Source organism: Bacteroidales bacterium (assembly GCA_018334875.1).
Classification (GTDB): Bacteria; Bacteroidota; Bacteroidia; order Bacteroidales; family UBA12077; genus JAGXLC01.
This window is the reverse complement of record JAGXLC010000027.1, coordinates 15,733-27,721: the sequence shown is the minus strand read 5'-3', so window position 1 is coordinate 27,721 and position 11,989 is coordinate 15,733. Positions and strand designations below refer to the sequence as shown.

The 11,989-nt window shown below is 42.6% G+C and carries 9 protein-coding genes and 1 tRNA gene; 2 read left to right on the top strand and 8 right to left on the bottom strand.

What is annotated here, in order from left to right:
- From KGY70_04165 to KGY70_04155, 3 genes are all read right to left on the bottom strand, one after another.
- Positions 1-878 (bottom strand): DUF4954 family protein (locus KGY70_04165; protein MBS3774356.1); only part of this gene is annotated, 878 nt, incomplete at its 3' end.
- Between the two features lie 498 nt (positions 879-1,376).
- Positions 1,377-1,450 (bottom strand) — tRNA-Arg (locus KGY70_04160).
- A 99-nt stretch (positions 1,451-1,549) separates the two neighbouring features.
- Entirely contained in the window at positions 1,550-1,771 is a 222-nt protein-coding gene (locus tag KGY70_04155) for a GIY-YIG nuclease family protein (GenBank protein MBS3774355.1), read from the bottom strand.
- A 125-nt stretch (positions 1,772-1,896) separates the two neighbouring features.
- Between KGY70_04155 and KGY70_04150 the strand changes: the two genes are divergently transcribed.
- Together KGY70_04150 and KGY70_04145 are read left to right on the top strand one after the other, a co-directional pair.
- The gene (locus KGY70_04150; GenBank protein ID MBS3774354.1) at positions 1,897-2,760 is read left to right on the top strand and encodes a sigma-70 family RNA polymerase sigma factor; all 864 of its coding nucleotides are present in this window, start codon (positions 1,897-1,899) and stop codon (positions 2,758-2,760) included.
- Between the two features lie 300 nt (positions 2,761-3,060).
- A complete protein-coding gene (locus tag KGY70_04145; GenBank protein ID MBS3774353.1) occupies positions 3,061-5,862 on the top strand; it encodes an AsmA family protein in 2,802 nt (933 codons plus the stop codon).
- A gap of 388 nt (positions 5,863-6,250) precedes the next feature.
- Here KGY70_04145 and rplS read toward each other — a convergent pair whose 3' ends face one another.
- From rplS to KGY70_04120, 5 genes are all read right to left on the bottom strand, one after another.
- The gene (rplS, locus tag KGY70_04140; GenBank protein MBS3774352.1) at positions 6,251-6,604 is read right to left on the bottom strand and encodes a 50S ribosomal protein L19; all 354 of its coding nucleotides are present in this window, start codon (positions 6,602-6,604) and stop codon (positions 6,251-6,253) included.
- A gap of 408 nt (positions 6,605-7,012) precedes the next feature.
- On the bottom strand, positions 7,013-8,728 hold the full coding sequence (locus KGY70_04135; protein MBS3774351.1) for a C69 family dipeptidase: 1,716 nt from the start codon (positions 8,726-8,728) through the stop codon (positions 7,013-7,015).
- A 44-nt stretch (positions 8,729-8,772) separates the two neighbouring features.
- The gene (locus KGY70_04130; GenBank protein ID MBS3774350.1) at positions 8,773-9,915 is read right to left on the bottom strand and encodes an iron-containing alcohol dehydrogenase; all 1,143 of its coding nucleotides are present in this window, start codon (positions 9,913-9,915) and stop codon (positions 8,773-8,775) included.
- Positions 9,916-10,023: 108 nt separating this feature from the next.
- On the bottom strand, positions 10,024-11,097 hold the full coding sequence (locus KGY70_04125) for an anhydro-N-acetylmuramic acid kinase (GenBank protein MBS3774349.1): 1,074 nt from the start codon (positions 11,095-11,097) through the stop codon (positions 10,024-10,026).
- Positions 11,090-11,743: a hypothetical protein gene (locus KGY70_04120; GenBank protein ID MBS3774348.1), complete on the bottom strand. Its 654-nt coding sequence runs from the start codon at positions 11,741-11,743 to the stop codon at positions 11,090-11,092. The genes KGY70_04125 and KGY70_04120 overlap by 8 nt, the downstream gene beginning before the upstream one ends.
- Between the last annotated feature and the right edge of the window lie 246 nt (positions 11,744-11,989).

The window sequence follows — 11,989 nt, the reverse complement described above, 5'->3', positions numbered from 1 at the left end:
GAACCGTAGAATATTTTACAACCATAGCCAATGATGCCGTTGACCAGTTCCACACCTTCTCCGATCTGTGTATTTTCTTCTTCAGAAGAGTTGATGGTCAGGTTTTTTAATTTATTGGCTCCCTTGATATAACAATCGGAACCTACTTTAACATCTTTTAGAATAGAAGAATTCTTTATCACACAATGTTTTCCAGTGGTTCCATAATAACCGCGGCGATAGTCAAAACTGTTTTGAGTGATCTTTTTAAGATTCTCCTGCAAAGGCTGGTCATCCACGTACTTTGCCCACAGATAGGCATCAGCGGTTATCATACCATCAAATGGAAGTATACTCCGTCCGCCCGCTTCATTGATCAGGTCGAGCCAGATACGGACATCTTCCGGTTCACCCTCTTTCAGGATGCCATTGCCAAATTTTGCGTGGTCCGTGGTATGCATTTCCTCTATGTTGAACAGGATATTCTGGTTGCCGATAATATAATGGGCCAGGTAGTGAACATTATGGATGGCCACATCATCACCGATATCACAGGAGATGATGAGACTGTTTGTAATTCCGGCCGGCATTCTCAGGTCGTGATGCTGAAGCGTGATGTTTCGTACGCGTCCGATCCTGACAAGTCCGAAAAATCTGGTGTTTTTAATCAGACTGGTGTCAAATTCATCGGTAACCAATAAATTGTCCCAATTCTCTGCAGAATTGCTGTTTTTGACCAGTCTTTCCACCTCATCCACCTTCAGGTGTCTCCATTCCGGTTCCGGATGTGCAACTTGTTTGTTACGCTGGTAGAATTCATCCTCACCTTTGGGAAGGTATTCCGGGGGGATGAAGTTCTTTCCAATGTTTTCCCCGGGTACAATTGATATTTGAGCCATAATAAAAATTTTTAGACTGAACCCATTTATAAGAATGCAAATTAGAGGCGAATATACTTATTTCTATCCATTGTTAAATTGATAAATTGTTGGAATGAGGCTGAGGCGAGACTGAGGCTAAGGCTAAGGCTAAGGAAGAGAAAGAGAATGATAAGTTGTTACATTGTTACATTGTTACATTGTTATATTGTTATATTGCTGAAAGAGATTGAGGCTAAGGCTAAGAAAGAGATAGAAAAGTTTTTAAATTGTTATAAGCTTCCCTAAGATGATAAGCATTTATAAGAAAAGACAGAAAAATGCTGATATAAAAAAGCCGGTCTGTGAAAAACCGGCCAAGTGAACCTGGGAGGACTCCCTGCCCGACTGACCATCGGGCAGGCGGGGAACCCCCAACCTTCTGATCCGTAGTCATTGATTTTGCTGCCTTGTAGGATCCATTCAATAAAATAAGACAGGAAAGTCCAAATAAAAACCCCGCCTTTGCTGGCGGGGCTGTGAACCTGGGAGGAGTCGAACCCCCAACCTTCTGATCCGTAGTCAGACGCTCTGTCCAGTTGAGCTACAGGTCCATCTTCCTTTGCGAATGCAAATATAATAAAATTTTTGATGTTTCTATAGGGCTACAGGGTAGAGAACCTCATTAATGTTTAAAACAAATCTGTCAATATCTAAAGATCCAGGGATTTGAGAAACCTTCTGCCAGCACCTGTCTTTAAATATTTTTCCCTTTGCCTGGCTTCATCTCTTGTAGAAAATTCTTTGTAATATACAAGTTCCCAAGGCTTAAAAGCCTTAGTAGTTTTGGTTTTACCTCTGTTATGTTCATTTATGCGTTTTTGGAGATCGCTGGTTAATCCTTTATACAATCTCCCGTCTACCGAGCTCTTGATAACATAAAAAAAAACATTACGACTCAGGACAACAAAACGATAAAAAGAAATCACATTATTGGTATAGATTTTTAAAAATTTATATATTTATTAAAAATTACTGGTCCAATGTTTAATGTGGTTTTATGAAAGACATCCCTATCACTCAGCGAATTACCTATCGGGAAGAATTGTCTTTTGACAAGTATCTTAGTGAAATAAACCGGGAAGCTTTGTTATCGCCGGAAGAGGAAGTGGAACTGGTAAGGAGGTTGAGACAAAATGACAAAGAAGCCTTTGAAAAGCTGATCAGATGCAACCTCCGGTTTGTTATTTCTGTGGCAAAGCAATACCAGTATCAGGGTCTGAGCCTGGCTGATTTGATCAATGAAGGCAATCTCGGCTTAATTAAAGCAGTGAGAAGATTTGACGAGACCAAGGGATTCAAATTTATAACCTATGCTGTATGGTGGATCAGACAATCTATTTTGCAAGCTTTGGCTGAAAATGCAAGAATTGTCAGACTGCCTGTCAATAAAATCGGGGTCATTTCCAAAGTGAACAAGGCTTTTTCTGAACTGGAGCAGAAGCATCAAAGAGAACCTTCACCAAAAGAATTATCCCGGGTTTTAGGATGGTCCGCTGAAAAAATTGATGAAGCCCGGCAGCTTTCCTATAAGCACCTCTCAATGGATGCCCCGTTGGATGGCGAGGAAGAAGACAGCCTGTATGATATTATAAAAAGTGAAGACAATGCTGCTCCAGATGAACACCTCATGAAAGAGGCCCTTACCCGGGAAGTTGAAAGGGCTCTTTCCTCCCTGACCACACAGGAAGCAACCATTATCAAATTGTATTATGGTATTGGGAATAAACCTTCCTTACCTCTGGGAGAAATTGGGAAACAGTTCAATCTTTCTTCCGAAAGAACAAGGCAATTAAAAAACCAGGCGCTGGAGAAGCTTAGGCAAACCAGCAGTACCGACAGGTTAAAATCGTATATAGGTTAGTCATTAAGTTCCTTTATCAGGTATTAATTAGAGGCTGTCTATAATGTTCGCTGGCTGCATTACGCTCGTTTTTCATGCCAGTCAAATATATCTGGTAGAGACGGACGGCCGTACGTCTCTACATTTGCCATTCAAATCCCGCAAGTCTGGCCAGCAAACATTCTGGACGAGACGCTCTAACCAGCATCTGAATTTATGGACAAGCTCCAATTATTTTAAACAAATTTTTTTTCTTTCCGTAAAAATTATGAACCATTATTGTTAATTTTGAAGAAGTAGCCACTGTTAAATACATTAATTATGAAAAAATTGCTGAAGATCCTGTCCATAATCATTTTTGCCCTGATCGTTCTGATGATAGTGATTCCTTACGTCTTTAAGGACGATATAATGAAACAAATGAAATCCCTCATTAATGAAAATGTGAATGCCCGGGTTGAATTTGAAGATGTCAGGCTTTCCATGTTCAAACGCTTTCCCAACCTGAATGTAGGAATGAACAATTTGACTATAACCGGTACAGGTCAGTTTGAAAAGGATACGCTGGTACGTTTTGATTCTTTTGATGCAGAAGTGGAACTGTTCAGTATGTTCGGAAAGAACATTGCCGTGAAAGGCATATACCTCATAAAACCAAGGGTACATGCAAAAGTGGCAGCGGACAGTGCTGTCAACTGGGATATAATGAAACCCTCAGAAGAAGTGGAGGAAGAACCTGCCGACTCTGCTGCACCTCCCACAGATTACCGGGTCAATCTGAAAACTTTCCGTATCGAAAAGGGCGAGGTTGTTTTTGAGGATAATACGGCCGATATGCTGGCTTCCATGAAAAACCTGGATTTTGAACTTCAGGGAGATCTCGGCGCCGATTCTTCCGAAATGGATCTTGTATTGAACTTAGACCCGCTGGATTTCAGGATGGGAGGCATCCGTTATCTGAATAAAGCCAGCGTCAGGTTTGAATCGGGAATAGGAGCCAATATTGCCGGGGGTAGATATCACATCCGTGAAAACCGTTTTTTATTGAACGGAGTCTCCCTGGAATTCGACGGCTTGGTTGAAATGCTTGAAAACGGCCGTATTAACACAGATATTACTTTTGGCACGAATAAAGCCGATTTTAAAAGCCTCCTATCTCTGGTGCCGGCCATTTACATGCGCGATTTTCAGGACCTGGAGACGACAGGAGCGCTTTCACTTAATGGCAAAGTTTCAGGATATTATCAGGATACGGTTCTCCCTTCCCTGGATATGAACCTTCAGGTGGAAAATGCCATGTTCAGCTACCCCGACCTGCCCAAAAAAGCGGAAAACATTGCCATCTCAATGCAAACCTTTTTTGATGGCAAAAAGCCAGACAACACGAAGGTGCAGTTGGAGGATTTTCATATCGAACTGGCCGGTAGTCCGTTTGATGCTTCCTTCAACCTGCGTACACCAATAAGCGATCCTACCATTGACGGAAAGATGGATGGAAAAATTGTTCTGGACAATCTGGCCGATGTAGTACCCATGGAAGATTCCGATCTCAGGGGAACCATCAATTCCGATCTCAAACTGAAAGGCAGCCTGTCAATGATTGAGCAGGAGGATTATGATGCCTTTCAGGCAGACGGCACGGTGACGCTGAAGGATTTCTTTTTTGACAGCAAGAATCTGCCTGCTCCGGTGGATATGAATGCCGATATGGTCTTTACTCCCCAATATCTGAATCTGAAGCAGCTTGATGCAAAAATAGGGGAGAGCGATCTGCATTTTTCCGGCAACCTTTCCAATTATCTGCATTATGTACTGAAGGACGGAGTGCTTCGGGGAGACTTCACCTTTTCGTCCAATTATCTAAATACCAATCAGTTTCTGACAGAAGAGGAAGTAGAGGAAACACCGGATACGGCAGTCACAGAACTATCTCTTTTTGAGGTGCCCGAACGTATGGATATCAAACTGGCTTCTTCTTTTGATCATATTCTTTATGACAGAATGGATATGCGAAACGCCAAAGGCACCATATTGGTGCGGGAACAGAAGGTTTACCTGGATGGCTTTGATATGGACCTGTTCGACGGTCATCTTGCCGCCGACGGTGAATACAGCACTCAGGACACTACCCGGCCCTATGTAAATTTCAATCTGGCCGTGAAGGATATTCAAATGGAAAATGCCCTGAAATCCTTTAGTATGATGGACAGCATTGCGCCCATAATGAAGAGAGCCCGTGGGGCCATCTCCATGGATCTGGAATACATGTCGGAGCTTAAGCAAAATATGTATCCGGTAATGGAGACGGTGACCGGCTTTGGTGAACTCCGCAGTGATAAGATCAGCCTCCGGGGCAGCCGTTCGCTAGGTAAGCTTTTATCCGCATTGAAGCTGACCCAATCAGAGGAACAAAGTATAAAAGATCTACGGGTCAATTTTATTCTCAGGGATGGCAACCTGATCGTCAAACCTTTTGATGTTAGATTTGCCGGTATGGATATGACCATTTCCGGTTCTCAGAGCTTTGGCCGAACCATGGATTATCAGATCGACACGAAAATACCCAGGTCTGGTTTGGGTAGTGCTGCCAATGAGGCATTTGATAACCTGGTGAATTTAGCCGCTTCTAAAGGGATGGATATTGATCCCGGCAAAACGGTGAATGTTAAAGCCAACCTTAAGGGAGAATTTTCAGATCCCAATGTTAGCCTGAGTTTTGGGAAAGGATCAGGCGGTGCTTCTGTAAAGGAACAGGTACAACAAACCGTTAAAGAAAAGATAGATCAAAAGAAAGAAGAGGCCGAAAAACAGGTTCGGGAATCGGCGGCTAAAAAGGCAGAAGAGATTATTGCCAGTGCCCGGGAAAAAGCCGAAAAGATAAAAGAGGAAGCAAGGAAAACTGCAGCAAAAATACGACGGGAAGCCGATAAAAAGGCAGACAGGATCATAGAGGAAGCAGAGGGTAAAAACTTCCTGGTGAGAAAGGCAGCGGAGAAATCAGCGGAAAAAATCCGTCAGGAGGCTGATAAAAGGGCAGAGCAATTAGTTGACGAAGCAGACAATAAAGCTGAAAAGATCATCCAACAAGCAGAAGAGAGGGCTGAGCGGATTAGGGAACAATAGCGCCATTAAAAGATTTACGATCTAAGAAATGATCTTATGAGTTTGGCCTAAAGGGCGTTTTGTGCATGAAAATTAGCTTTCTAAACCGTACTCATCTTATAGCTATATAGAGTTTGTCTATAATATCCGCTGGCTGCGTTACGCTCGTTTTGAATGCCAGTCAATTACACCTGGTAGAGACGTACGGCCGTACGTCTCTACATTTGGTATTCAAAACTCGCAAGCCTTGCCAGCGAACATTCCAGGCGAGACTCTTTCAAATCTCTTTGGCTTTATGGACAAACACAATATAAATTTATTGAACAATATTTAGTGGATTCAGACAAAAAAAACCCGTCCTGCCAAAGAGGCGGGACGGGTTTTTTTGATAAATTTTAATCCATTTTCATTATCCCCTTCGTTCCTTGATTTTGGACTTGGCTTTCTTACCGGTTAGACCGCGCAGATAATAAATTCTTGATTTTCTAACCTTACCACGCTTGTTGATGTCAATGCTGTCAATATTGGGGGAATAAAGAGGGAAAATTCTTTCCACTCCTACACCACCTGAGATCTTTCTTACTGTGAAGGTTTGTGCAAGGCCTTCACCGGCTCTCTGGATTACAATACCCTGAAAATTCTGAATTCTTTGCTTATTTCCTTCTTTAATCCTGTAATGTACCGTAATCGTATCTCCGGCCCTGAATCGGGGAATATTATTTTCAGTGCCGAATTCCTTTTCAACTTCTTTCATTAAGTCCATGACCGTATCTATTTATCGTTTTTCAATTCCTTATTAACAGAGCGCAATATTACAAATATTTTTTTGGATAGCATAACTTTACCTGAAATTCCTGTATGAATCATATTTTGCTCATTTGGGTACTGGAACCAGTGCTATCCATTGTTAAATTGCTACATTGTTACATTGTTGACGAATGCATGAACCTGTAGCTTATTTCAATAACAATTTGACAATTTAACAATTGAATATGTTCTTTCTTAGTCTTAACCTTAGTCTCAGCCTCATTTAATTATTCAATCCCACCTCCACTGCGCTTCGGTGGGTCGGCAGGTGCGCCTAGCCCAGTCGGGCAGGCATCCACTCACTCAATCAATCACCCAATCACCCAATCACCCAATCAATCAATCAATCACTCAATCATCCAATCTAGTGCCCCTCGCTTTCCGGCACCTTAAACTTATCCCCGGTTTCCTCGATTAACTTTCTATACCACTCTTCGCTGTAACCTGGCTGTTTCAGCCTGACAACCCCGGTACCATTGGTTTTAAACTCCCTGTCATCAGTAGTTTTTACGTTACCATCCATAAACTTCATGAAGAGAAACTGATACAATCTTTTCCATTTATGTACGAGTGAGTTGGCATTATCCACGGAAAAATCGGACACAAAATCCACTGCTTTGCTCTTATCTTCTTTATATAACTCCTGGGCTTTCTGATCCACCATGGAGGTATACCGGGTATAACTTTTTTCCAGTTCCTGCTGTAGCTCGTGAATATAGGGATGAATCAGGTTATAGCGTGTGTAAGCCAGGTTGGCTACCTGGTTGAAAATCCAGAATGCTGAATTATCGGACCATTCCATCATAGAGCCGTTTCCTTCCGCATAAGTTTCCGGGGCTTTCTGCAAGCCTGCATAAAGCGGGGTGTAAACCGTGCTGGCTGCATCATCAACGCTAAACCAGAGAATGCCTCCTATCGGATCGGGAAGCCATGTCCTGGCCTGGGCTACAAATGAGAATGCTGTTTGTTGGGTTGCGGTAGCTCTTTCATTACAGTAGGTTTCGCCATCTACTTCCCAGGTCAAAGGCCTCCACCGGTATGGCCGGTCGAAGGGCCCTGCACCGAAATCTTTCCGCATATCCAGTTCGGTACCTTCCAGATGGTCACGCATAAAATTCATCATGTCACGTGCGGAAATTTTTTTGTTCGGCTTGATCCATAAGGGCATTCTGTTGTCCAGATCATCGCCTTTTACATAATCCAGATACTGTCCCATATCATCATGGATGTCTTTAAAGAAAGACCATACCCTGACTTCGCAAAAACGGGCACCGCCAAAAGTCATCGGAGCATAGGTATCTGAAAAGCTGAAATTGCCGTCCTGTCCTTCATACCATCCATTTTTACGGGCAAAGGAGATGACATCGTCGGAATAAACCGTTTCGATATTGGGATTGAAGATTTTATTGATGTTACTGAATTTGATGCTTTTATTGCTGTCCTCAGCCAGGGGAAAGGTTCTGATCCTTGCCTGGTTGGCATGTGCCGAAACATAACCGTCCGGTATCTTGCGGGCAACCCATACCGCACCCTTGTCTCCCGGGCCTTTTCCTATGATTTCAAGTATCCATACTTCGTTGGGATCGGCAATGGAGAAGGATTCCCCCGTGCTGTAATATCCGTATTGATCCACCAGTGTAGTCATCACCTTTATGGCTTCCCTTGCCGATTTGGCCCTTTGGAGGGTGATGTACATCAAACTGCCGTAATCGATAATGGCATTGGTATCCTTGACACTCAATTCTTCTCTTCCACCATAAGTGGTTTCACCAATGGATAACTGATGTTCGTTCATATTACCTACAACAGAATATGTATGAGCTACCTGGGGAATCTGACCCAGATATTTTCCGGTATCCCATTCGTAAACATCCAGCATGGTTCCATCCGGATAATCCGCTGCCGGACGATAGTACAATTCACCATACAATACATGCGAATCCGCTGCATAGGTAATCATTGTTGACCCATCCGCTGATGCACTTTTGGTTACCAGAAAATTGGTGCAGGCACTGCTGCCCAAATAGGCTGAAAATACAAATAAAATGATCAGTACTGATCTTGAGAGGTAAGTTTTCATAGATTAGGAATTATTGGTTCGACTTTTTGTTAATTGTTTATTCTCTATTGGTTCATGTATTCAACAATCTTTTCCCTGTCGCTGGCATCCAGCTTCTGAACTTTTCCTGAGGCCTGATTTTTCTGAAGAAGTTTCAGGTATTCTTCCTTTTGGGAATTGTCTAAGCCTATATCAGACAACCGTACGGGACATTTCAATGATTGATAGAATGCTTCCAACTTTTCAATGGTTGCTTCGGTTGAATCAGTTTCGAACAGGAGTTTCCCCAGCCATGCAATTCTTTCCGGTATACGTTTTTTCTGGAGTTTCAGCCACGCAGGCGTGACAATGGTCAAAGTAGCGGCATGGGGTGTATCGAAAAGCACGGACATATTATGTCCCAATGCATGGACTCCTGCATCAATCTGACTTTTTCCGAAAGAGCAGATGCCATTCATAGCATTGGTTGCTGCCCACATGATGTTGGCCCTGTAATCATAATTTTCGGGTTCATCCAATACTTTGGGTCCGTTTTCCAAAGCCACTTTACAGATGGCCTGAACAAAACGGTCGGAGAGGGGAGCTTCGCCTCCTCCAAAAAATGATTCAAAAGTATGGGCTATCAGATCCGCTACACCATATGCAGTCTGATCTTTGGGGACCGTAAAGGTGAATGTTGGATCCAGAAATGAATGTTCCGGATAGTTCAACTCATGACCAAAACCAAACTTCTCATGGGTTTTGTCATTTTGTAATACGGCCATTTTGTTCATTTCTGTAGCGGTGGCCGCCAAGGTTAATACACTAATAACAGGTATTTTAACTTTGGGGTTGGTTTGGCGTTTCATTAGCTTCCACCCGGCAGCCTTATTGGCAATAGCAAGGGATATGACTTTGGCACTGTCAATGACGCTACCTCCACCAACTGCCAGAACCACATCTACATTTTGCTGTAATCCCAAATCTGCTGCTTGATCCACATCATCCACCACAGGATTGGGTTTAATGCCAGAATATTCAAAGACTCCTGCGTTAATGGAATTCAATTGTTCCATCACTCGCTGGTAGATTCCGTTACGTTTGATGGAACCTTTACCATACACCAGAAGCACTTTCTGTCCGTATTGTTTTGTGATATTCCCAAGCTGATCAGTGACATCTTTGCCAAAATGTACCTTCGTCGGAATATAAGCTGTAAAATTCTCCATATATAATTGTTTTAATAATTTAAACTGCGAAATTAGTATTTAGGGACGAACTTTTATAACCCTCTTGTAAATTCAGAATATTCTTCTACATTCATGAAAGCTACTCTATTAAACCAAATAGATCACCCCTCCGCTGGAATCCCCGGAAGCTCCGGTAACCGATGCCAGACAGTTGTTTATACCTTTACTGCGTAAAACGCCCATGAAAGCAAATATCAATGCTTCCTTAAATTCCACCAGCTTGCTTTCAGGAACGATGATACGGTTGTTGTTTCTTTCACGGATACGGTCCATCAGGAATTGATTATGGGCTCCGCCTCCTGTAACCAGTATGCTGCCTTCCGAATTGCCGGCGGAAGCTTCATGAATTTGTATGGCTATGTGTTCGTAGACCGTCCTCAACTGATCCTTAATAGATAGGTGGGAAGCATCTTTCAGTACCTTCAGAAAAGTGGTATTTAGCCATTCATCCCCAAGAGATTTTGGAGCCGGGGAATGATAAAAGCCCAGGTTATTCAGATTTTCCAGCAACCTTTCATCCACCGAGCCCTGGGATGCCATTTTTCCATCCCGGTCCATTATCTTGCCTGCCTGATTGGCCAGATAATTGATGGCCTTGTTCACCGGGCAGATGTCGAAAGCCACACGGGTGCCGTTCTGATCAAAGGATATGTTGCTGTATCCTCCAAGATTCAGACAATAATCATACTCGGGGAACAAACAGGCATCGCCGATTGGTACGAGTGGAGCGCCCTGCCCTCCCAGGGCAACATCCAGTGAACGAAAGTCTGTAATGGCAGGTATATTCGTTGATGCGGCAATGATAGCGCCGTTGCCTATTTGCGTGGAGTATCCCTGGGATGGGTTGTGGAAAACCGTATGACCGTGAGATGCAATATAATCGACTTTTCCCGGATTGTATGTTCGAATGAACCGATTGATCGCATTCCCGATAAACCGGCCGAGCTGAATATCGGTATATGCGAATGTTTCTGCGGAAGCCTCTTTTAATTCGGTAAGGCGCCCGGCTAACTGGTTATCATAGGGAATGGTATCCGCGTGTTCGATAAGATAATGCCAGCGACTGTTTGCCTGTTCGAAGGAACAATCGGCAATATCAAGGCCGTCAAGCGATGATCCGGACATGATGCCGATAACACGATAAGTTGCTTTCTTATTCATTTAGATGATTGTTAATCAGGTCTAATATGGCTTTATCATACAGGAATGACAAATTGGTTTCTGCTTCCTCGGCTTGCGGAATATCATTCACGAAGCCTTTGAATAAATTTTTGCTGACAGGAAGGGGATCCGAAGCGCCTTTTTCCCCATGCCATTTATAAACGGGCAGAATTCCTTCATCATTGAAAACTTTCATATCGATCGCAAAGTGAGGGTGAACGAGTGGTTCGGAATTTTCTTCCAGTTCTTTACTATTCAGTGTAACCAGGACATTGAAATAAAAGGGTGAATCGCCTTTTCTCTGGGCTTTGCCTATGCCCATATCCGGATAGCCGAATTCATCGTAATCTGCTTTTTGCATGAAAAAATTGACAGGGAGTATGCTGATTTCCAGATTCTTTTCCAGTCTGGGTTTTAATTTGTAGTAAAGATCATGGACGAGGATGGCTTTCAGGCGGTCTTCTGCATCTTCATTATGTACCTCGGCCGATTGGAAAAAGTCGTGAAGGGTTTCTGCTTGCTCTCGGAATTCGTCGGAAATATCCAAATTGTAATCAATCAGTACAAACTGTTTGTTTGTAATATTCTGAGCCAGAGAGTTCAGAGATAAAAATAACACGGAAGCAAGCAGGATGAATTTGTTCATTTGATGAAATTTAATTTATGTACAAAAATATAAATTAAACTGGGCAATAATATGAGAAAAGTCCTAATCTCCTTTTTGTGTATTTACTTTCATTCCAATACTATTGCCTTCTCATATAAATTCTTACAAAAGATATGTTCCACAACATGTCATTTTTTGCTTTATGGTTTGGTTCGTTTAAAAGTTAATTGTATTTTTGACCAAACGGTTAAATTATATAGTTAAATCAATTGGTTTAACCAATCA

Bases quoted from the DNA above. Each gene is read 5' to 3' on its own strand.
- KGY70_04145 (MBS3774353.1), top strand. From the start codon at position 3,061: ATGAAAAAATTGCTGAAGATCCTGTCCATAATCATTTTTGCCCTGATC.
- KGY70_04150 (MBS3774354.1), top strand. From the start codon at position 1,897: ATGAAAGACATCCCTATCACTCAGCGAATTACCTATCGGGAAGAATTG.
- rplS (MBS3774352.1), bottom strand. From the start codon at position 6,604: ATGGACTTAATGAAAGAAGTTGAAAAGGAATTCGGCACTGAAAATAAT.
- KGY70_04130 (MBS3774350.1), bottom strand. From the start codon at position 9,915: ATGGAGAATTTTACAGCTTATATTCCGACGAAGGTACATTTTGGCAAA.
- KGY70_04135 (MBS3774351.1), bottom strand. From the start codon at position 8,728: ATGAAAACTTACCTCTCAAGATCAGTACTGATCATTTTATTTGTATTT.
- KGY70_04125 (MBS3774349.1), bottom strand. From the start codon at position 11,097: ATGAATAAGAAAGCAACTTATCGTGTTATCGGCATCATGTCCGGATCA.
- KGY70_04120 (MBS3774348.1), bottom strand. From the start codon at position 11,743: ATGAACAAATTCATCCTGCTTGCTTCCGTGTTATTTTTATCTCTGAAC.